Origin of the sequence: Streptomyces sp. NPDC088354 (assembly GCF_044753585.1) — a bacterium.
In the GTDB taxonomy this organism is placed as follows: Bacteria; Actinomycetota; Actinomycetes; order Streptomycetales; family Streptomycetaceae; genus Actinacidiphila.
In genome coordinates this window covers 243,580-263,775 of record NZ_JBIVNJ010000007.1, presented here as the reverse complement: position 1 = coordinate 263,775, position 20,196 = coordinate 243,580, and the positions used below count along the sequence as shown (strand labels likewise).

Sequence of the window (20,196 nt, the reverse complement as noted above, 5' to 3'; positions counted from 1 at the left end):
ACCCCTCAGCCGTACCGCCTCCGCAGGAGTCTCCATGGCCGTCACCGAACCGAGGACCTTCCCCTTCACCGCAGCCGACCGGCTGACCGTGGACCCGGTGTTCGCCGAACTGCGCGACAACGAGCCGATGTGCCGGGTGCGCTTTCCCTACGGCGAGACCGCCTGGCTCGTCACGCGGTACGAGGACGTCAAGACCGTCCTCGGTGATCCGCGGTTCAGCCGGGCCGAGGCCGCCCGCCGCGACGAACCTCGTCTGCGGCCCGGCCGGGGTCTCCCCGGCAGCATCCTGGAGCTCGACCCTCCCGACCACACCCGGGTGCGCCGGGTCGTCGCGAAGGCGTTCACCGCTCGCCGCATCGAACAGCTGCGGCCCCGCACCGAGCAGATCGCCGCCGGGCTCCTCGACGCGATGGTCGCCAAGGGCGCTCCGGCCGACCTCGTGGCGGACTTCGCCCTGCCGCTGCCGGTCACCGTCATCTGCGAACTGCTGGGGGTGCCCTACGAGGACCGCGCCGCGTTCCGGAGGTGGTCGGACGCGCTGCTGTCCACGACCAAGTTCACCGCCGAGCAGGTCGAGGACTGCACGCGGCAGCTCGTGGAGTACATGGCCGGTCTGATCGACCAGCGCCGCGGCGCGCCCGCACCCGCGGACGACCTGCTCAGCTCGCTCGTCGCGGCCCGGGACGAGGAGGACCGGCTCTCGGAGCAGGAGTTGGTGGTCCTGGCCATCGCGCTGCTCGTCGCGGGCCACGAGACGACGGCCACGCAGATCCCCAACTTCGTCTACACCCTCCTGACCCACCCCCGGGAACTGGAGGCGCTGCGCGCGGATCCCGGCCTGGTGCCGCAGGCCGTCGACGAGCTGATGCGGTTCGTCCCCCTGGGCAACGGCGCCGGCATGCCGCGTTACGCGACGGAGGACGTCGAGTTGAGCGGCGGCACCGTGCGGGCCGGGGAAGCGGTCGTGGCCGCCGCGGCCGCCGCCAACCGCGACCCGTCGGTGTACACCGACCCCGACCGGCTCGACCTCCGGCGCGAGGAGGCCTCGCACGTCGGCTTCGGGCACGGGCCCCACCATTGCCTCGGCGCCCAACTGGCCCGGATGGAACTGCAGGTGGCCCTGACGTCCCTGCTGGGGCGGCTGCCGGGTCTGCGGTTCGCGGACGGGGAGGAGTCCGTCGTGTGGAAGTCGGGCGTGGCCCTGCGCGGTCCGGAGCGCATGCCCGTCACCTGGGACGGTCCCTGACCCGCCCCCATCCCGCCGCCCTCACCCCGTACCGACCGAGGACACCACCATGACCTGGCAGATCAACGTGGACGAACACACCTGCATGGGCACCGGCGCCTGCGCCGGCATCGCCCCCGAGCACTTCGAGCTCCGCAACGGGGTCTCGCACCCCCGGCACGCGCAGGCCGAACCGGCGGATGTCCTCGTCGACGCGGCCGAGTCCTGCCCCGTCGAGGCGATCATGATCCGGGACGCCGGCACGGGCGAGGTCGTCGCGCCCGAGGAGTAGCGGCTCACGCTGTCCCCCTGGCCGGCGTACGGGAGACTGCCGGCACGACGACGACCGGGCCGGGCGCGAGGCCGACACGGGGGCGGCGACGTGCCCGAACCGCTGGGGCCGTCGATCACATGACCGCCCTCGGTCCGAGCGCTCATGGGATCGACGGCGCCGCTCCTGACAGCCAGGCGGCCAGCACCGCGAAGTCCCGTTCCGCGAGGCCCTGCCGCGGGTCGACGCGGTGCAGCAGGGCGAGTGCGCCCTGGGCGGCGACCCAGTCGCGGTCGGCGCCGGTGGTCTCGTCGTCGACCCAGGCGAAGGGGCGCCCGGCCGCTCGGCGCAGCAGCGTCCGCGTCTTCCAGTGCAGGCCCGCCCGCTCGTCGCGCGCGTCGTCCGCGGAAGGTTCCGGCCAGGTCACCGCCGGCAGGGCCGGGAGGCCGAGTCGGGGTGCCACCGATGCGTTGGCGTCCTCTGCCGTCCAGGACGTCGCCCAGACCAGTTCGCAGGGCAGCGCCGCCAACGTCGGGCCGAGCGCGGGATCGATCCGGTCCAGCAGCGGGTTCGCGAGCCGCCCCGGGGACGGACGTACCGCGGGGAACGCGGGCCGGCCGGCCGGGGAGCCGAAGGGGATCAGGGGTCCGTCGATGTCGAGGAAGAGCAGCGGGCGGGGCATCCGGGCAGGGTAGCGGTGGCTCCCCGGCCTGTCCGCCCGTCGGCCCGTCGCCCGTCGGCCCGTCGCCGGTCAGCCCGTCAGCCCGTCATGAGCACCCGGTCCCGAGTGGGGTGATGGTGAGCCGGTCGCCCCTGTCGGTGTTCGTGGCGGTGTCGTACGTGGCCGCGTCCACCCGGTACCAGACGTCGTCGAGGCGTACGCACCAGCGCTCGGCGCGCACGACGCGCTGGTACGTCTCGGTGCCGCGCCGCACCTTGCGGCAGTCCTGGTAGTGCTCCGTGGTGTACCGGCTCCGGGTGGTCGTGCGCTTGCCGGAGTGACGGGAGGACGTGTGCCGCACGCGGCGTGTGCGGTCGGTGCACGCGTCGGCCATGCGGGGCCGCGTCGCGGGGACCGTCTTCGGGGGGTCGTGGCGGTAGGTGCCGAGTACGCCGGCGACGGTGTCGTCCGGTGCCTTCGCGGTTTCGCCGGAGCCGCCACGGGCGGCCACCGGACCGGAGGAGACCGGGGCGCCGGATCCCGAGGGAGTACCGGCGCACGCGCTCAGCGGGGCGGCCAGGAGGAGGGCCGCCACGGCGGTGGCGGCGGGTCGGAGACGTCCGTGCACGGGTGTTCGCGTGTCCTCTGCGTGATGGGTGCCGCCCGGCTCGGGCGGCACCGTCATCTGTACACCCTGTGCGCATCACTACCTGCACCGGCCGGGCGGTGACGGGACGTCACCGCGGTGGAGGAGGCGGTCAGTGGTCGTCCCAGTGCCCCTCGTGGGCCGCGTGGCGGTGGCCGTCGTGGACGAAGTCCGTGTGGTCGCCGTGCCGTACGGCGGCGTGGCCGCAGTCTTCGCCGTGCTGGTGGGCGTGTTCCCCGTGCACGACGTGGGCGGTCGCGTCGCACTCGTCGACGTGGTCCTCGTGGGAGCGGTGGACGTGCCCGTCGTGGGCGTAGTCGGTGTGGTCGCCGTGCGGGAAGGCGACGTGGCCGCAGTTCTCGCCGTGGACGTGCTCGTGGCTGTCGTGGGGCTGGTGCGGGCTGACCATGGGGGGCTCCTGACTCCTCGTTGCCGTCCGCCGGCCGGGCGGCGGACCGCGATCCGGCGGCGACATTAACGTGTCCGACTTCATGCTGTTATGTCCGACACGGCCTCCGTGCCGACCGGATGGCACGCCGGACGGCCCGTCAGATCACACGGATGCCGATGACGCAGGCGTCGTCGTCGGTGTCGGAGCGACTGCCGGCGAGGAGCCGGTCGAGGCGGTGCTCCAGGGAGGACGGGGCGGCGTCGCGAGCGGTCGCCAACAGGTGGGCCACCGAGTCGGTCATGGAACTGTCCCGGCGCTCGACCAGGCCGTCGGTGTACATCAGCAGCGTGTCCCCGGGCCGCAGGCCGACCTCCTGTTCCTCGTACGCGGTCTCGGGAACCGCGCCGAGCAGCATGCCCTGCCCCGGCGGCAGGGTGGTCGCCTCCTCCCCCCGCAACAGGGCCGGAGGAAGGTGGCCGGCCCTCGCCCAGCGGAGGGTGCGCGTCGCGGGGAGGTAGAGGCCGCAGACGACGGTGGCCGTGAGGCGGTCGGTCAGGTGGTACGCCACGACGTTGAGCCAGGACAGCAGCTGCCCGGGATCCGCGCCGGTGACGGCGAGCCCGCGCAGGGCGTTGCGCAGGACGACCATGCTCGTCGCGGCCTCGATCCCGTGCCCCGCCACATCGCCGACGCACAGCAGGACGTGGCCCGACGGCAGCACGACGGCGTCGTACCAGTCCCCTCCGACCAGGGACTCCGTCTCCGCCGGCCGGTACCGCACGGCCACCTCCAGGCCGGGGGCGTCCAGCGGCCCGTGTGTGGGGGGCATGATGGCGTGCTGCAACTGCAGGGCCAGCCGGTCGCGTTCGGCGGCCTGCTCCTCGGAGTGGGCGAGCCGGTCCTGTGTCGCGGCGAGCGCCACCTCCGTCCAGTGCTGGGAGGAGACGTCCTGGTAGGCCCCGCGTACGGCGAGCAGCCGGCCGTCGGCGTCCAGCACCGGTTCGGCGACGACGCGGATGTGCCGGGTGACCCCGTCGGGGCGCCGCAGCCGGAAGGCCACGGAGGCGGGCCGGTGGTGGCGCGAGACGGTGCGCAGGAAGCGGCCGATGGCCGCGGAGTCGTCGGCGTGCGCGTGCAGGCGCAGATCCTCCAGGGGCACCGGGGCGGAGTGCTCGTTCCTGCCGTAGAGGGCGAACAGCTCGCTGTTCCAGGTGATGTCGCCGGTGCGCACGTTCTCCTCGAAGCCGCCCAGCCCGCCGAGGCGCTGGGCGTGCTGCAGAAGGCCGGCCAGCCGGGCCGTCTCGTCCTCGACACGCCAGATCAGCAGCAGGTGCGGGCCGTGCCGGCTGATGCCGACCTCGGCGACGACGGTCAGCGCGACGTGCTCGACGAGCGAGCCGAAGGCCATCTGCTCGGCGTGGAAGGGTTCGCCGGTCGCGTGGACCCGCACGGCCTTGTCGAAGAGGTGTCCGTCGCCCGCGGCGGAGGGGTAGGCCTCCAGGAGGGTCGCTCCGGTGACGGCGCCTCGGGGGCGTCCGGCGGGGTCCACGAAGTGCCCGTTGGTGTGACGGATGCGGAAGTCGGTCACGCGGCCGTCGGCGCCGGTGAGCGGCGTCAGGACCAGCGCGGGGTCGTGGATGGCGTCGCAGATGTCGATGAGTTCGTCGACGGGCAGCGGGCCCTGCGCCGCAGGGGCGGCGACCAGGGTGTGGACGCAGAGTTCGGCCAGGCCGTCGAGCTGGCGCAGCAACGCCGGGGACAGTGCGGGCGGCTGCTCCGGCCAGCAGATCTCCAGGACGACGTCGACACGCCCGCCCGCGCCCGCGGGCACCGCGATGCGGCCGCCCGCGCCGCACTCCGGCCGGATCGAGGGCACGTCCCCTTCCGGAGCCGGGGCAGCCGCGGCAGCCCGGTCAACCGGGGCAGCGGAGGATGCGGGGAAGGAGCGCGCCCCGCGCTCGTCCACGGCCCGCCGGGCGACGGTCGCCACGGTGGGCGGCACATACCGCCAGCGCCGCGCCTCGGCCTCGGTGTAGCCGGCGTGGCCGGCCAGCGTGAGGGAGGCGTCGGGTCCGGCCGCCCAGATCGCCACCGCGCAGGCGCCGAGCGGCGCCAGGGCGTGCTCCAGCAGTGATGCCGCGACGGTCTGGCTGTCCGTGGCGGCCAGGGCGCCGCTCTCCGCGGTGCGCAGGCGGACCCCGGGCGGGGACCCGCCGCTGTCCGCCGCGTCCGCGTCCGGATCGCGCGCCGCGACGTCGCCGACGGCGTCGGTGATGCCGTCGTGCGCCGCGTCGTTGACCACCTCCGCCGCCAGCTCCAGGCGTGAGACGCCTGCCGCGTCGGCGAGCCGGGCCAGTTGCCGGGCCGCCTCGGCGGGGCCGCAGCCCAGCCGTGCCACGAGCACTCCTTTGGCCAGTTCGACCAGGGCGCGGCCGTCGGCCTCGGCCTGCGCCTCCTGGAGTTGCTGCCGCAGGCGCTCCACGGTGACGGCGAGCCGCCCGGCGGCGGCCGCGGACGGTGTCGCGTCCGGCGGCATGCTCGGCGGCGTGGTCGGTGGGTCCTGGCGGGCCGGCTCCGGGGTGTCGGGGGCGGTCACGGCGGCGGGGGTCCCTCGGACGGTGCGGACGGTGTCATGGGGTCAGCCAGTAGCGCACCCGGGCGATCAGGTCGTCGGCGTCGAAGGGTTTGGTGACGTAGTCACTGGCCCCGGCGGCCAGGTTCTTCTCGCGGTCGCCCGGCATCGCCTTGGCGGTGACCGCGATGATGGGCAGTCCGGCGTACTCGGGCCTGCCGCGGATCGCGGCGGTGGCCGCGTAGCCGTCCATCTCCGGCATCATCACGTCCATCAGCACGAGGTCGACCTCGGGGTGCGCGAGGAGCGTCTCGATGCCGCTGCGCCCGTTGTCCGCGCGCAGGACGTGGATGCCCTGCAGTTCCAGGATGCCGGTGATGGCGAACATGTTGCGGGCGTCGTCGTCGACCACCAGGACCGTCCGCCCGGCCAGGGAGGGCGGGGCGGGTTCGTCGCTCTCCGCCTGCCGCGGCGAGTCCTGCGGCCGGGGCGCGCGCGTCGCGTCCTGCGGCCGCCGGGCGGCCAGGTGCCCGGCGATGCGTTCGCGCAGCGCGTCCAGACCGGTCAGCAGCTCCACCCGCTGTGCGCCGGCCCGGGCCCGCACCACCTCGTCCGGCTCGGCGTCGCCCGCGCCGGCGCGGTAGGCCAGCACGGGAACGGACGCCAGCGCGGCGTCCTGCCGCAGGTCCCGCACGACGCGGGCGGCCTCGCCGTGCGGCAGTCCGAGGTCGAGCACGACGCACTCGACGAGCCCGGCGGGTTGGCCCTTGAGCACGGCGGCCGCCTCGGGCGCGCCCACGGCCGTGACGATGCCGACGGCCTCCTCGGGCCGCGGCGCACCGGGGCCGGTGACCAGGTCGGCGAGGGCGCTCTCGGCGACCAGCGACAGCAGACCGCGGGGGCGCGCCTCGACCACCAGGAGCAGGCGTCCGAACCGTGTCGTCGCGGCTTCTTCGACCGGGCCGCCGGTGGCGTCGGCGGTCGCGCCGTCGTCGCAGCAGGGCTCCATGGCGGCGGCACGGCCGAGGGCCGGCTCCGGTTCCGGTTCCCGCACGGCGCGCGCCGTGCGGGCGACGGGCAGGTAGAGGGTGAAGGTGCTGCCGCTGCCGAGGGTGCTCCGGGCCGTGACGGCGCCGCCCAGCAGATGGGCGATCTCACGGCTGATGGACAGCCCGAGGCCGGTGCCGCCGTACTTGCGGCTGGTGGTGCCGTCGGCCTGCTGGAAGGCGCCGAAGATCGTCTCCAGCTGCCGGTCGGCGATGCCGATGCCGGTGTCCGTGACGCGGAACGCGATGGCCCCGTCCCGGGCGTCCACGTCGGGGGGCAGTTCACCGGCCGTCGCCTGTTCCACACGCAGCCGCACCTGCCCCTCCTCGGTGAACTTGACCGCGTTGGAGAGCAGGTTGCGCAGGACCTGGCGCAGCCGGGCCTCGTCGGTACTGAGCTCGCCCGGGACGCCGGACCCCGCGACGACGTCGAACCCGAGTCCCTTATCGGTGGTCATCGGCCGGAAGGTCGCCTCGATGTACTCCACGATCCGCCGCAGCGGGATCGGTTCGACGTTGACGTCCATCTTCCCGGCCTCGATCTTGGACAGGTCGAGGATGTCGTTGATCAGCTGGAGCAGGTCCGAGCCGGCCGAGTGGATGATGCCGGCGTACTCGACCTGTTTGGGCGTGAGGTTGCGGGTCGCGTTCTGCGCCAGCAACTGGGCGAGGACCAGAAGGCTGTTGAGCGGCGTGCGCAGCTCGTGGCTCATGTTGGCCAGGAACTCCGACTTGTACGTCGAGGCGAGGTCCAGCTCGCGGGCCCGGGTCTCCAGTTCCTGGCGCGCCTGCTCGATCTCCAGGTTCTTGGTCTCGATGTCGCGGTTCTGGGCGGCCAGGAGCGTGGCCTTCTCCTCCAGCTCGGCGTTGGAGCGCTGCAACTCGTCCTGCTGCACCTGCAGTTCCTCGGAGCGGGCGCGCAGTTCCCCGGCGAGCCGCTGGGACTCCTCCAGCAGTTCGTCGGTGCGGGCGTTGGCCAGGATGGTGCTGACGTTGACGCCGATGGTCTCCCTCAGCCGCTCCAGGAAGTCGCGGTGCACGGCCGTGAAGCCCGAGAAGGAGGCCAGCTCGATCACGCTGAGCACCTGCTCCTCGACCACGACCGGCAGCACGATGAGCCCGGCGGGGGTCGCCGCCCCCAGACCCGAGGAGATGACGTAGCCCGCCGGGACCTGGTCGACGGCGATCGTGCGGCGGCTGCGCGCGACCTGGCCGACCAGGGACTCGCCCCGTGCGAAGCGCTCCCCCGCGCGGGACCCGGCGGGCCGTCCGTAGGAGCCCACCAGCCGCAGGACGGTGCCGTCCTCGGTCTCCTCGGCGAGGTAGAAGGCGCCGTACTGGGCGTCGACGAGGGGGGTCAGCTCGTCCATGACGAGTTCCGCCACCACGTCCAGTTCCCGGTGGCCCTGGAGCAGACCGGAGATACGGGCCAGGTTCGACTTCAGCCAGTCCTGCTCGCGGTTGGCGCGGGTGCTCTCGCGCAGGGAGCCGACCATGGCGTTGATGTTGTCCTTGAGCTCCGCGACCTCCCCGGAGGCGTCCACGGTGATCGAGCGGGTGAGGTCGCCCTCGGCGACCGCACTGGCGACCTCGGCGATCGCCCGGACCTGCCGGGTCAGGTTGCCCGCGAGTTCGTTGACGTTCTCGGTGAGGCGCTTCCATGTGCCGGACACGCCCTCCACCTCGGCCTGGCCGCCGAGCCGGCCCTCGCTGCCGACCTCGCGGGCGACCCGGGTGACCTCCGCGGCGAAGGCGGAGAGCTGGTCGACCATGGTGTTGATGGTGGTCTTGAGCTCCAGGATCTCGCCGCGGGCGTCGACATCGATCTTCCGCGACAGGTCGCCGCCCGCGACCGCGGTGGTGACCTGGGCGATGTTCCGCACCTGACCGGTCAGGTTGTTGGCCATGGAGTTGACGTTGTCGGTGAGGTCCTTCCAGGTGCCGGCCACGTTGGGCACGCGGGCCTGGCCGCCGAGCCGGCCCTCGGTCCCGACCTCGCGGGCCACGCGGGTCACCTCGCCGGCGAACGCGGAGAGCGTGTCGACCATGGTGTTGATGACCCCGGCCAGCGCGGCCACCTCGCCCTTCGCCTCGACCGTGATCTTCTGCGAGAGGTCGCCACGGGCCACCGCGGTGGCCACCTGGGCGATGGAGCGGACCTGACCGGTCAGGTTGGAGGCCATCACGTTGACGTTGTCGGTGAGGTCCTTCCACGTGCCGGACACGCCGCGCACGGTGGCCTGCCCGCCGAGGTTGCCCTCGGTGCCGACCTCCCGGGCCACGCGGGTCACCTCGTCCGCGAAGGCCGACAACTGGTCGACCATCGTGTTGACCGTCTCCTTCAGCTCCAGGATCTCGCCCCGCGCGTCCACTCTGATCTTCTGGGACAGATCGCCCCCGGCGACCGCGGTGGCGACCTGGGCGATGTTCCTGACCTGGGCGGTCAGATTGCCCGCCATGGAGTTCACGGAGTCCGTCAAGTCCCGCCAGGTACCGGACACGCCCTGTACGTCGGCCTGGCCGCCGAGGTTGCCCTCGGTCCCGACCTCCCGGGCCACCCGCGTCACCTCGTCCGCGAACGAGGAGAGCTGGTCGACCATCGTGTTGACGGTCTCCTTCAGCTCCAGGATCTCGCCGCGCGCGTCGACGTCGATCTTCTGGGAGAGGTCGCCCCTGGCGACCGCGGTGGTGACCTGCGCGATGTTCCTGACCTGGGCGGTCAGATTGCCGGCCATCGCGTTGACGGAGTCCGTCAGGTCCGCCCACGTCCCCGACACGGCGGGCACGTCCGCCTGGCCGCCGAGGGCGCCTTCGGTGCCGACCTCCCGGGCCACACGGGTCACCTCGGAGGTGAAGAGCGACAGCTGGTCGACCATGCCGTTGAACACGGTGGCGATCTCGGCCAGCAGGCCGTCCCCGCCGCCGGGCAGGCGGGTGCCGAAGTCGCCGTCGCGCACCGCGGTCAGACCCGCGAGCAATTGCCGCAGTTCCGGCTCCTCCACCGACATGCCGCCCTCGTTCCCGTCGCCTGCTGGGTGCGTGTGGCACATGAGTGGCTCTCGAGGTCGCCGCCCCGCCCGGTCGGTGCGGGGCGGACGTCGGCGAGGCCACTTCCCAGTAGACCGCCGGGAGGGCGCGAGTGCTACGTCAGTCCCGGAGAGAGGCGACAACGCGGAGGGCGGCACCGACGAGCGGTGCCGCCCTCCGCCGTTCCCCGTCCCGGTGGTCCAGAAAACCGCCGGTGGGGGTTGCGCGGGGTGCCGCTCAGACGCGCCGGCCCGGTGTGGGGTTGTCGGGCATCTCGCGCCGCATGCGGCTTGCGCCGGGGCGCATCGTCGCCGCCGCCAGCGCGAGAACGAGCATGATGACGCCGACGACCACGTTGTTGATGATCGTACGAGTCGTGGCGACGTCTCCCGCGATGCACCACGGCGAGATGATCGTCCACAGACCGATGATCGCCGCCGCCCACGCCATGGAGTGCGTGCGCTCGAACGCCCGCCCCACGCCGCCCATCAGCATGGCGTACGCGACACCGGCGATCAGATTGGCGACCGCTATCGTCGACAGGCCGTTGAAGCCGACGATCCATGGAGACGCGGCCAGGTAGGTGCCTGTGACCAGGCCCATGGCCTCGATCGCCTGCCCCCGGTTGGTCGCCGTCGTCCGCTCGTACTCGGCGCGGAGCTCAAGAAGGTCCGGGTGCTCCTCGATGCTCGGTCGCGTGTAGGCCATCGAAACCATCTCCGCTCATTTCGGGCTTTTCGACCATCAAATACCCCTGTTGGGGCAATTGAGTCGTCCGAATCGACACGGATTGGCGTGGGCACGGCGGCGCGCGGCCAAGCGGGGGTCAACGATCACGAGGCACCGGGGACGCGGTCACGCACGGTGACGGATCCCGGCGCGGACGGCGCGGACGGCGCGGCCGTCGGCCGCACCCCGAGGCGGCCCGGCATATGCCAATGAATGGCACATTCATCGCAAAGGGTTCATCATGCACGTTTCCGGTACGGAGGGTCGGGCATGCGCCGTCTGTCCAGCAGCCGCACCGCGGCACTCGTGAAAGGCAGCACCATGGCCGACAAGCCACTCAGCGGTCACCGCGTCCTGGCGATCGCCACCAACTACGGAGTGGAGCAGGACGAACTCGTCGTCCCCACCGAGCACGTGCGCGACGAAGGCGCCGACGTCGCCATCGCCGCGGCCGCCGACGAGCCCATCGTGACCCTGGTCGGGGACAAGGACCCGGGCAGGACGGTGCGGCCGACCACCACCTTCGACAAGGTGGACCCGACCGACTTCGACCTGCTCCTCATCCCCGGCGGCACGATCAACGCCGACGCGCTCCGCCAGAACGAGGACGCGATCGGCATCGTCCGGTCGTTCGTCTCCTCCGGCCGGCCCGTCGCCGCGATCTGCCACGGTCCCTGGGCGCTGGTGGAGGCAGACGCCGTACGGGGCAAGACCCTCACCTCGTACGCCTCCCTGCGGACCGACATCGGCAACGCGGGCGCCGCGTCCTGGGTGGACGAGCCGGTGGTCAGCGACAGGACGGGCGGCTGGACCCTCGTCACCTCCCGCACGCCGGACGACCTCGACGCCTTCGTCACCGAGGTCGACAAGGCGCTCACCGGCGGCTGAACCGGCGACCGTCCCTCTCCGGCCCTCGGCACGGATGACACGATGGGCGCACCGCGTCCGCCGAGGGGAAGGCTTCACAGGCGATGTCCTTGATTCACCGCACCACGCTGTCGCCCACCAAACTGGAACTGCTCACCGAGTGGCTCCCCCGGCAGCCGTGGTACGCGGGCGCGGGCGGGCGGCCGGAACTGACCAAGGCGGGCGGCTTCCGTCTGGACGACCCCCAGGGCGAGGTCGGCCTGGAGTTCATGGTGGTCACCGACGCGGACGCGGCGGCCTACCACGTGCCCCTCACCTACCGCGCGGCCCCTCTGGCCGGGGCCGAACACGCCCTGATCGGCACGACGGAGCACGGCGTGCTGGGCACGCGCTGGGTGTACGACGGCACCCACGACCCGGTGCTCGTGGGCCAGTTGGCGGCCTTCGTCCGCGGTGAGGCACAGGCGCAGGCGCAGAGTGTGAGCGACACCCCCGATCCCACCGTCGGCCGCTCCTGGACCGGGCCCGCGCAGGCCCCGGCCCCCGGCTCCGGCACCGTGGCGGACGGCCCCGACGGCACCACGGACGTCGTCCTGGGCTCCGGCCCGGCGGAGCGGCTGGTCCTGCGGGTGGTCCGCGCCCTGCGCCCCGGCGCGGGCACCGACGCGCCGGGCGGCGGTCGGCTCGGGCACGTCGACGCCCGCTGGCAGCTGCCCGACGGCGCCGAGGCGCGCGCCGTCTTCGTCACCGTCCACGACGGGACGCCGGGCGCCTGACACTCCGGCCGGGAAGGTCCGCCGGGTCGCCGGCTGGGGGGTCGGCCTCGGTGACCGCCTCGACTTCGGCGGCGCCGTCGTCAGGACCGGCGTGACGGGCGTCGCCGTCGCCGACGGGACCGATCGGCCTCTGCGCCGTGGCGCCCGGGTCCGCTGGGCGCGGAGGCTCACCGGGGCAGGCGGTCCCAGAGCGAGCAGTGGTGGGCGGAATGCGCATCGACGGGGTGGATTCCGCCTGGTCCGGGAGCCAACGACTGCACCGACTGCGCGAGAGGTGACGAAGGGCGCAGGACAGGCCAGCGCGGGGCGCCGGGGGTGTCCGGAGTGCCGGTGTGCGCGAAGTTCGCCCAGTAGTCGACCATCCGGTCCGACAGGGAGCGCTGGGCGCCGGTCAGCGGTTGTTCGGTGGGGAAGGAGGAGAACAGGAACGGCATCTCGAAGCCGTGCGCCGCACCGTAGGGGAAGCCCGGGTTCGCCGGCAGACCGGTGAGGACAGGCGCGTCCGGATCGCTGAACTCATAGCCGTAGAGAGGGAGGCCGGGAGCATGAGCGGCGATGGCCCGGCCGGCGGCCAGTGTGGTGCAGGTGAGGGATCGATCGGTCAGCACCGCGGCCCAGGCAAGTGCGGGTGTGGGGTGCTGTGCGAGCGGATACTCCGCCTCGACGGCCGGGGCCGCAAGCCCGAAGGCGTCCACCAGACGGGCTCGGTAGTCGCTCTCGGTGCGGATCGGGAACGCGGCGAGCGACAGGCCGACGAACATCCGCATCTCGTCATGGTTGGTGCCCTGCATGACCGGCACTCGGTGGAAGCGTCCCGACACCAACGCCCTGTCCGGCGCCACGGGCAGCAGCCTGTTACCGAAGGCGGGCCGGTTGAAGGCCTGCATCAGCTGCGCCGTGGCGAGGCGGTCCGTGCCCTGTGCCCGCAGGCACGCCAGCGCCTCGTCCCCGCCACCCGCTGAGCAGCCCAGTCGCCGTGCGGCTTCCGCACCCGCCGTCTGGACATCGCGCTGTGAGGCAAACGGCTCGTACGCCGGTGTCCCGGGTCCGAGAGCGCCGCGTGGGAAGGACATCAGGCAGGAACCGCTCTGGAGTACAGCCCGCTGGAAGAGTCCGGCGGCCGTCGGCGAAGTGAGGTGCGCACAGATGCCGAGGGCGCCCGCGGACTCACCGAACAGCGTGACCCTGCCCGGATCGCCGCCGAAGCGCTCGGCGTTCGCCTGCACCCAGCGCAGGGCGGCCTGCTGGTCCGCCAGGCCGAACGGTGGGGCGGAGCCCAACCCGGGGTGGCCGAAGTAACCGAAGATCCCCAACCGGTAGTTGACCGTGACGACGACCGTGTCGCCCCGGACCGCCAGTTGTGCGGTGTCGTAGTCGCTGCCGGAACCGCCCAGGAACGCACCGCCGTGCATCCATACCAGCACGGGCCGCTTCTGCCCGGCCGGCTCTGCCGTCGGCACCGTGACGTTGAGGTAGAGGCAGTCCTCGGACCCGAGAACCCCGCCCGCACCTCGTGCCGGCATCTGCACACAGCGTTGGGCCGCCGTCGTCGCGTCCCGGACACCGTGCCACGTGGCGGCGGCCACCGGGGCGTGCCAACGCAGGGGTCCGGTCGGCGGCGCGGCGTAGGGAACTCCGTCGAAGGTGGTGTGCGAGCCGTGCGACACCCCGCGTACCAGGCCGTGGTCGGTCCGTACGACGGTGCCGCTCGGCCCCGCGGAGTGCTGGGAACGGGGTGGTGCGCCGGTCGCCGGCACGGCGGTGCCCGCGAGGAGTGCCACCGCGCAGAGCAGGGGAAAGAGCACCGCACGGAGCTTGTCTCTTCGGCCTGGACGCGGTGCTGTCATGGTCGGGGACATACGTGTCCACCCTTCGTGGTCGTACGGGATCGGACGGGATCGGACGGGACCGACGGAACCGACGGAACCGTCGGCCGAGGACGCACCAGGCAGGTCGGGCAGGCCGCAACGAGGCCTGAGCAGTGGGGAAAACGGCGCGGACCGGCGTGGCCGGCGATCTGTACGCTAGGACCTCCCGTGCACTGGAGGTTCAAGAGCCTGTGACGCAGGACACGTGGAGCATCGGTGAGCTCGCGGCCGGAACGGGGGTCCCGGTGAAGACCCTCCGCTACTACTCCGACAGCGGTCTGCTGCCCGTGGCCGGCCGTAGCGCCGGTGGTCATCGGCGGTACGGTCCTGAGGCGTGGGAACGGATCCGTCTCATCAGACGCTTACGGGCGCTGGACACTCCGATCGCGACCATCACGCGGGTGGTCACCGGTGAGCGCTCCCTCGGCGAACTGGTGGCAACCGAGCTCGAAGCGGTGCAGGAGCGACTGACCGAACTGCGGTGGCGCCAGGCCACACTCAAGTCCCTGGACGAGGCCCCGAGCGAGGAACGGCTCCGGCGTCTGGAGATCCTCTCCCGCGTGCAGCGGCTCCCGCAGGCGCATCGCACCCTCACCGACCACTGGTATCGCGAGCTGTCCGCGGCCATGCCCAAGCGACGGCTCGACATCATGATCGCCATGCTCTGCCCGGACCCGCCGCAGGACCCCGATCCCGCGACGGTCCTGGCCTACGCCGAGCTTCATCTGCTCATCTCCACACCCAGTTTCACCCGCTGGACCCAGGACCACGACGAAGAGATGAGGGACGGCCCGGCCTTCTACGGGGAGATCGACGAGGCCGCCGCCGCGACGGCCGCCGCTTTGGCCGAGGGCCTGCCGCCCGGCGCCGGGGATGCGGTGAACGCCTTCGTGTCCGCCCACGCGCGAGCCCGGCGGGAGTCGGACACCCCCGCCTTCCGCGCACACCTGCACGGGCTGGTGTCGAGGTCGTCGGGCTTCGACCCCCGCCTGGAACGCTACTGGGCTCTGGTCGGCACCGTCACCGGCGGGCGGGTGCTGAACATGACGGTGGCTCACAGGTGGCTGACCGAGGGGCTGTCGATCTCGATCGCCGACGGTGCGCGTTCGGCCTCGGCCGGCCCGGCCGCCGGAAAAGCCGCGAACGGCACGGAAACCGAGGAACACGGTACTGAACGGCACCCTTGGCGCGTCACGCCGTGACCACAGGAGCCGATCCCACCTGGTTCCCACCGAACCTACGCCTCCCACGCCGGCCAGAGTGTCGGCCCACCCCGCCGGGAGGTCGGCGAGCGCGCGGCATCCGACGCGGGTGACCGAGACCGGACGGCGGGAGACCTCGGCCGCCTCCAGGCAGGTGCGTCTGCCGCTGTGCGAGAGGTCAACCGACGTCGTGTTCTGCTGCACCGCTGCCACCGGCCCGGTCGTGCGCCGCGCGCGGCTCGCGCCCGGCACGCACGTCAGCTCCGTCGGCGGCTCCCACGGCCCGGAGCTCGACGCCGACACCGTGCGGGAGGGGACGCCCTTCGCCGAGCGGCCCGCCGCCGCCTCCCCTCCCCCGGCCGGCGCCCACGAGTTGCGGCACCTCCCGCCCGGCCGCCCCGTGGTCCTGCTCGGCTCCGTCCTGTCCGGCGGCCACCCCGGGCGCGGCGACAGTGCCGGCCTGACCGTCCTCAAGTCCACCGGCCACGCCGCCCTCGACGTCGCGGCGGCCGACGTCGTCCACGCCGTGGCGCGCCGCGAGGGACGGGGCACGACCGTGGACCTGTGATCCGCGGCCGGCGGTCCGGCACGGTTTCCGCGGACGACGGCGGGCCGCACGGCGGCCGAAGTGGGTGCGGCCCCTCCACAGATCGACGGCGGCGGCGCACAATGCGGGTCGAACGACGTTCCGCGGGGCAGGGATGTCCCGACACGGCGACGCAATTGGGAGGCGCCCGTGAAGGTGGCCCTGCTCACTCGTGAATACCCGCCGGACGTCTACGGCGGTGCCGGCGTCCATGTCGAGTTCCTCGCCCGTGAGCTACGGGCCCTGACGGATCTTCAGGTCCACTGCTGGGCCGGTGCGGAGGCGGACGACCCGGCAGGGGTGTTCCGGCACGCCGCGGACGGCGGCCTCACCGGGGCCAACGAGGCGCTGCGGAGCCTGTCGGTCGACCTGTCCATGGCCGCCGCCCTCACGGGGCGCGACCTGGTCCACTCGCACACCTGGTACGCCAATCTCGGCGGCCATCTGGGCAAGCTCCTGCACGGCATCCCCCACGTGATGACCGCCCACTCGCTCGAACCCCTGCGCCCCTGGAAGGCCGAGCAACTGGGCGGCGGCTACGCCCTGTCCGGCTGGGCGGAACGCACCGCGATCGAGGCGGCCGACGCCGTCGTCGCCGTCTCGCACGGCATGCGCGCCGACATCCTCGAGTCCTACCCGGACCTGGACCCGTCCCGCGTGCACGTGGTGCACAACGGCATCGACACGCGGCTGTACCGGCCCGACCCGGACGACTCCGTCCTGCACGCGCAGGGCATCGACCCCGGCCGCCCCTACGCCCTGTTCGTCGGGCGGATCACCCGGCAGAAGGGCGTCCCCCATCTGCTGCGCGCCGCCCGCCGTCTGCACCCCGACATCCAGCTCGTCCTGGCCGCAGGGGCCCCGGACACACCCGCGATCGACGCGGAGTTCCGCGACCTGGTGGAACAACTGGGTCAGGCGCGCAGCGGCGTGATCTGGATCCCCGGCATGCTGCCCCGCCCGGAAGTGGTGCAACTCCTCACCCACGCGGCGGTGTTCGTGTGCCCGTCGGTGTACGAGCCGCTGGGCATCGTCAACCTGGAGGCGATGGCGTGCGGCACCGCGGTCGTCGCCTCGGCCGTCGGCGGCATCCCCGAGGTGGTGAGGGACGGCGTCACCGGGGTACTCGTGCCGTACGAGGAGAAGGACCCGGCCGCCTTCGAGGAGGGCCTGGCGGCCGCCGTCAACGCCGTTGTGGGCGACCCCGCAACGGCCGCCCGCATGGGTGCGGCGGGCCGGGAGCGCGCGGTGGCCGAGTTCGGGTGGGACGCGGTGGCCCGCCGCACAGTGGACGTGTACGAGCGGACTCTCGGGTGAGCGGTTGCGCGAAGGACCCGGGAACAGCGACGGACCAGGGGTAGGGGGAAGCGATGCGCGGCGGACCTTCAGTGCTCGGAATCGTTCTCGCGGGCGGGGAGGGGAAGCGGCTCATGCCGCTCACCGCCGACCGCGCCAAACCGGCCGTGCCCTTCGGCGGTGCCTACCGGCTGGTGGACTTCGTCCTGTCCAATCTCGTCAACGGCGACATCATGCGCATCTGCGTGCTGACGCAGTACAAGTCGCACTCCCTGGACCGGCACATCACCACCACCTGGCGGATGTCCAATCTGCTGGGCAACTACGTCACCCCGGTCCCGGCGCAGCAGCGCCTGGGCCCGCGGTGGTTCCTCGGCAGCGCGGACGCCATCTTCCAGTCGCTGAACCTCGTGTACGACGAGCAGCCGGACTACATCGTCGTGTTCGGCGCCGACCACGTGTACCGGATGGATCCACGTCAGATGCTGCGCCAGCACATCGAGAACGGCGCCGGCGCCACCGTCGCGGGGATACGCGTCCCGCGCGACCAGGCGTCGTCCTTCGGCATCATCACCCCGGCCGCGGATGGTATCCGCGTCGAGGCGTTCCTGGAGAAGCCGGCCGACCCGCCCGGCCTGCCGGGCGACCCCGACCACGTCTACGCCTCCATGGGCAACTACGTCTTCACCACGAAGGTGCTGCTGGACGCCCTCCACCAGGACGCCGAGGACGACGACTCGGTCCACGACATGGGCGGCAGCATCATTCCCCTGCTCACCGGGAAGGGCCAGGTCCAGGTCTACGACTTCGACGACAACCACGTCCCCGGCGAGACGGCCCGCGACCACGGCTACTGGCGGGACGTCGGGACCCTGGACGCCTACTACGACTCCCATCTGGACCTGATCTCGATCAACCCGGTCTTCAACCTCTACAACGACCAGTGGCCGCTGTACACGCACTCCCTGCGCCTGCCGCCCGCCAAGTTCGTGGCCGGGGGCATCGCCAGTGAGTCCATGGTCAGCCCAGGCTGCATCATCTCCGGCCAGGTCACCCAGTCCGTGCTGTCGCCGGGCGTCGTGGTCGAGGAGGGCGCCGTCGTGCAGGGGTCGGTCCTGCACGACAACGTCCGCATAGGCCGCGGCGCGGTCGTGCGCCGGGCCATCCTGGACAAGAACATCACCGTCCCGCCGGGGGCCACCATCGGTGTCAACCCCGACCGGGACCGCGAGCTCTACCACGCCTCGGCCAACGGCATCATCGCCCTCGGCAAGGGCCAGCGCGTGTTCTGACCGTGCTCCGGCCGGATCCGGCCGTGCCCGGATCCGCGTGCGGCGGCCGACGCGTCGCGCGCGTGCCGAACGAACGTCACCGATTAGTTTGGGATCAACGTGGGAGGTGAGGCAAAGGAGATCCCCCGGTGCAGACCATCCTTGCCGTGCTGTTCGCCCTCCTCGCGGCGCTCAGCAACGCGCTGGCCACCGTACTGCAGCGCTACGCCGCCCGTACGGTGCCGCTCTCGGAGGGGCTGCGGCTCGCCCTCATCGGGGAACTGCTGCGCAAGCCCGTGTGGCTCGTCGGCTTCGGTGGGGTGATCGCCGCGGCCGCCTTCCAGGCGCTGGCCCTGCTCAACGGCGAGCTGACCCTTGTCCAGCCGCTCTTCGTCCTGGAACTGCCGTTCGCGCTGTTCCTCGCCGGAGTCGTACTGCACCGGCGGCTGCCGCCGCGCGGGTGGACCGCCGTCGGCTGCATGGTCGTCGGGCTGGGCATGGGGCTGTGGGCCGCGTCGCCCAGCGGCGGGGTGAACAGGCCGCATGCGGCCCTGTGGGCCGCGGCCCTGCCGGCCTGCGCCGCCGCCGTCCTGCTCCTCATCGCGGTCGCCGTCCGCCGTCCGGCGGGGCGGGTGCGCGCCGGCTGTTTCGGGGCCGGCGCGGCCATCTGCTACGCGCTGACCGCGGGGTTGCTGAAGGACGCAACGCAGGCCTGGAACGACGACGGCGCCGCGGCGTTCTTCACCGCCTGGCAGACCTACGGCTTCGCCCTGGTCGGCGTCGCCGCGGTCTTCCTGCTGGAGAACGCCATGCAGTCGGGGCCCCTGGTCGCCTCGCAGCCCGCGCTCACCCTCGGGGACGCGACGGTAAGCCTCGCGCTGGGCGTCACCGTCTTCGAGGAACGGCTGCGGGGCGGCTGGTACATCGTGCCGATGCTGCTCGGCGCGCTGCTCGTGGTGTGCGGCGCGCTGGTCCTCGTCCGCGTCCCGCTCATCCACACGCTCGTCGGACCGGAGGCGGCGGACGGCGCGGAGGACAGCGCGGGCGCCCGCTGACAGCCGACAGGACGTTCCGGTCACGGTGCACGAAAATGGGACAGACGCCCATACCCCCGCCGGTCGCCCCCGGGCGGCGCGCAGGAGGGAGCACCATGTCCGTGGCGAACCGTCCCCCGGTCCGGCCCCTGGTGGAGCCGCACTACGACGCATCGATGATCGACATCCGCGACTCGCTGCTCACCGTGCCACTGCTGCTGATCGGCGGATGGCTCTTCGCGGCGGGCTGGCCCCTGGCCTACCCCAACACACCCATCGCCAACGGCGCGCGCATGGTGGATCTGGTCTTCGCCACCGTCGTGATCCTCAACGGCTGCTCGCGCGTGACGAGGACACGCAGCGAGGCCAGCGACATCCTGACCGTCTTCTGCGGCGCCTGCCTGGTCGCCGCACCCTTCGCGTTCGGGTACTTCGGCGAGGACTCGGGAGCCGGGCTCGCGTATCTGAGCCAGATCGTGACCGGCGTCGCCCTCATGATCCTCGGCCTCGCCAGCATGGCCCTCTTCCGGCGCGGCAAGGCCGTGGCCCGGCGCGCCGCGGCGGACGCGGCGGACACGGCGCGCACCGGCGACCGGCCCGTGGCCCGGACCCGGACCCGCTGAGACCTGACCGTCCGTGAACCAGCCGTGACCAGGGCAGGTGACCGCCGGGCGGGTCCCGGAACGGCACCGGACATCGCGAGGTGTGATCCTGCCCTGTCGGGGGCA

At 72.7% G+C, this 20,196-nt stretch carries 17 protein-coding genes; 10 read left to right on the top strand and 7 right to left on the bottom strand.

Features of this window, described 5'->3' with window-relative positions:
- Positions 1-34: 34 nt before the first annotated feature.
- Complete coding sequence (locus ACIP98_RS14325) at positions 35-1,246, top strand: cytochrome P450 (protein ID WP_319657611.1); 1,212 nt, start codon at positions 35-37, stop codon at positions 1,244-1,246.
- A gap of 49 nt (positions 1,247-1,295) precedes the next feature.
- The gene (locus tag ACIP98_RS14320; RefSeq protein WP_319657612.1) at positions 1,296-1,517 is read left to right on the top strand and encodes a ferredoxin; all 222 of its coding nucleotides are present in this window, start codon (positions 1,296-1,298) and stop codon (positions 1,515-1,517) included.
- A 142-nt stretch (positions 1,518-1,659) separates the two neighbouring features.
- Here ACIP98_RS14320 and ACIP98_RS14315 read toward each other — a convergent pair whose 3' ends face one another.
- From ACIP98_RS14315 to ACIP98_RS14290, 6 genes are all read right to left on the bottom strand, one after another.
- Positions 1,660-2,178, bottom strand: coding sequence for an HAD domain-containing protein (locus ACIP98_RS14315; RefSeq protein WP_401975917.1), 519 nt, complete (start codon positions 2,176-2,178; stop codon positions 1,660-1,662).
- A gap of 85 nt (positions 2,179-2,263) precedes the next feature.
- Complete coding sequence (locus ACIP98_RS14310) at positions 2,264-2,785, bottom strand: hypothetical protein (RefSeq protein ID WP_401975915.1); 522 nt, start codon at positions 2,783-2,785, stop codon at positions 2,264-2,266.
- A gap of 130 nt (positions 2,786-2,915) precedes the next feature.
- A complete protein-coding gene (locus ACIP98_RS14305; protein WP_319657615.1) occupies positions 2,916-3,212 on the bottom strand; it encodes a hypothetical protein in 297 nt (98 codons plus the stop codon).
- A 139-nt stretch (positions 3,213-3,351) separates the two neighbouring features.
- Positions 3,352-5,730 carry a SpoIIE family protein phosphatase gene (locus tag ACIP98_RS14300; protein ID WP_401975978.1) on the bottom strand — a complete coding sequence of 793 codons (2,379 nt, stop codon included), beginning with the start codon at positions 5,728-5,730 and terminating at the stop codon, positions 3,352-3,354.
- 94 nt (positions 5,731-5,824) lie between these two features.
- On the bottom strand, positions 5,825-9,820 hold the full coding sequence (locus ACIP98_RS14295) for a HAMP domain-containing protein (RefSeq protein WP_401975912.1): 3,996 nt from the start codon (positions 9,818-9,820) through the stop codon (positions 5,825-5,827).
- 256 nt (positions 9,821-10,076) lie between these two features.
- Complete coding sequence (locus ACIP98_RS14290) at positions 10,077-10,547, bottom strand: SPW repeat protein (RefSeq protein WP_319657617.1); 471 nt, start codon at positions 10,545-10,547, stop codon at positions 10,077-10,079.
- A 342-nt stretch (positions 10,548-10,889) separates the two neighbouring features.
- Here ACIP98_RS14290 and ACIP98_RS14285 point away from each other — a divergent pair, with 342 nt between their 5' ends.
- Together ACIP98_RS14285 and ACIP98_RS14280 are read left to right on the top strand one after the other, a co-directional pair.
- Entirely contained in the window at positions 10,890-11,456 is a 567-nt protein-coding gene (locus ACIP98_RS14285; protein WP_319657849.1) for a DJ-1/PfpI/YhbO family deglycase/protease, read from the top strand.
- A gap of 83 nt (positions 11,457-11,539) precedes the next feature.
- The gene (locus ACIP98_RS14280) at positions 11,540-12,211 is read left to right on the top strand and encodes a 1,4-alpha-glucan branching protein (protein WP_401975909.1); all 672 of its coding nucleotides are present in this window, start codon (positions 11,540-11,542) and stop codon (positions 12,209-12,211) included.
- Between the two features lie 167 nt (positions 12,212-12,378).
- Here the strand turns inward: ACIP98_RS14280 and ACIP98_RS14275 are convergent, their stop codons facing one another.
- A complete protein-coding gene (locus ACIP98_RS14275) occupies positions 12,379-14,016 on the bottom strand; it encodes a carboxylesterase/lipase family protein (protein ID WP_401975907.1) in 1,638 nt (545 codons plus the stop codon).
- A 254-nt stretch (positions 14,017-14,270) separates the two neighbouring features.
- Between ACIP98_RS14275 and ACIP98_RS14270 the strand changes: the two genes are divergently transcribed.
- From ACIP98_RS14270 to ACIP98_RS14245, 6 genes are all read left to right on the top strand, one after another.
- Positions 14,271-15,281, top strand: a complete 1,011-nt coding sequence (locus tag ACIP98_RS14270; RefSeq protein ID WP_401975904.1) for a MerR family transcriptional regulator — start codon at positions 14,271-14,273, stop codon at positions 15,279-15,281.
- A gap of 109 nt (positions 15,282-15,390) precedes the next feature.
- On the top strand, positions 15,391-15,849 hold the full coding sequence (locus tag ACIP98_RS14265) for a hypothetical protein (RefSeq protein ID WP_401975903.1): 459 nt from the start codon (positions 15,391-15,393) through the stop codon (positions 15,847-15,849).
- A 168-nt stretch (positions 15,850-16,017) separates the two neighbouring features.
- Entirely contained in the window at positions 16,018-17,184 is a 1,167-nt protein-coding gene (glgA, locus tag ACIP98_RS14260) for a glycogen synthase (protein ID WP_319657622.1), read from the top strand.
- 53 nt (positions 17,185-17,237) lie between these two features.
- Positions 17,238-18,455 (top strand): glucose-1-phosphate adenylyltransferase, encoded by a 1,218-nt coding sequence (glgC, locus tag ACIP98_RS14255; RefSeq protein ID WP_401975901.1) that lies wholly within the window; start codon positions 17,238-17,240, stop codon positions 18,453-18,455.
- Between the two features lie 128 nt (positions 18,456-18,583).
- Positions 18,584-19,489 carry a DMT family transporter gene (locus tag ACIP98_RS14250; protein WP_401975900.1) on the top strand — a complete coding sequence of 302 codons (906 nt, stop codon included), beginning with the start codon at positions 18,584-18,586 and terminating at the stop codon, positions 19,487-19,489.
- A gap of 95 nt (positions 19,490-19,584) precedes the next feature.
- A complete protein-coding gene (locus ACIP98_RS14245) occupies positions 19,585-20,091 on the top strand; it encodes a hypothetical protein (protein WP_319657625.1) in 507 nt (168 codons plus the stop codon).
- Positions 20,092-20,196: the final 105 nt, after the last annotated feature.

Excerpts from the sequence above, each read along its gene's own strand:
- ACIP98_RS14295 (WP_401975912.1), bottom strand. The coding sequence starts at position 9,820 with ATGTCGGTGGAGGAGCCGGAACTGCGGCAATTGCTCGCGGGTCTGACC.
- ACIP98_RS14280 (WP_401975909.1), top strand. The coding sequence starts at position 11,540 with ATGTCCTTGATTCACCGCACCACGCTGTCGCCCACCAAACTGGAACTG.
- ACIP98_RS14285 (WP_319657849.1), top strand. The coding sequence starts at position 10,890 with ATGGCCGACAAGCCACTCAGCGGTCACCGCGTCCTGGCGATCGCCACC.
- ACIP98_RS14305 (WP_319657615.1), bottom strand. The coding sequence starts at position 3,212 with ATGGTCAGCCCGCACCAGCCCCACGACAGCCACGAGCACGTCCACGGC.
- ACIP98_RS14300 (WP_401975978.1), bottom strand. The coding sequence starts at position 5,730 with ATGCCGCCGGACGCGACACCGTCCGCGGCCGCCGCCGGGCGGCTCGCC.
- glgC (WP_401975901.1), top strand. The coding sequence starts at position 17,238 with ATGCGCGGCGGACCTTCAGTGCTCGGAATCGTTCTCGCGGGCGGGGAG.
- ACIP98_RS14290 (WP_319657617.1), bottom strand. The coding sequence starts at position 10,547 with ATGGCCTACACGCGACCGAGCATCGAGGAGCACCCGGACCTTCTTGAG.
- ACIP98_RS14320 (WP_319657612.1), top strand. The coding sequence starts at position 1,296 with ATGACCTGGCAGATCAACGTGGACGAACACACCTGCATGGGCACCGGC.
- ACIP98_RS14325 (WP_319657611.1), top strand. The coding sequence starts at position 35 with ATGGCCGTCACCGAACCGAGGACCTTCCCCTTCACCGCAGCCGACCGG.
- ACIP98_RS14315 (WP_401975917.1), bottom strand. The coding sequence starts at position 2,178 with ATGCCCCGCCCGCTGCTCTTCCTCGACATCGACGGACCCCTGATCCCC.
- ACIP98_RS14245 (WP_319657625.1), top strand. The coding sequence starts at position 19,585 with ATGTCCGTGGCGAACCGTCCCCCGGTCCGGCCCCTGGTGGAGCCGCAC.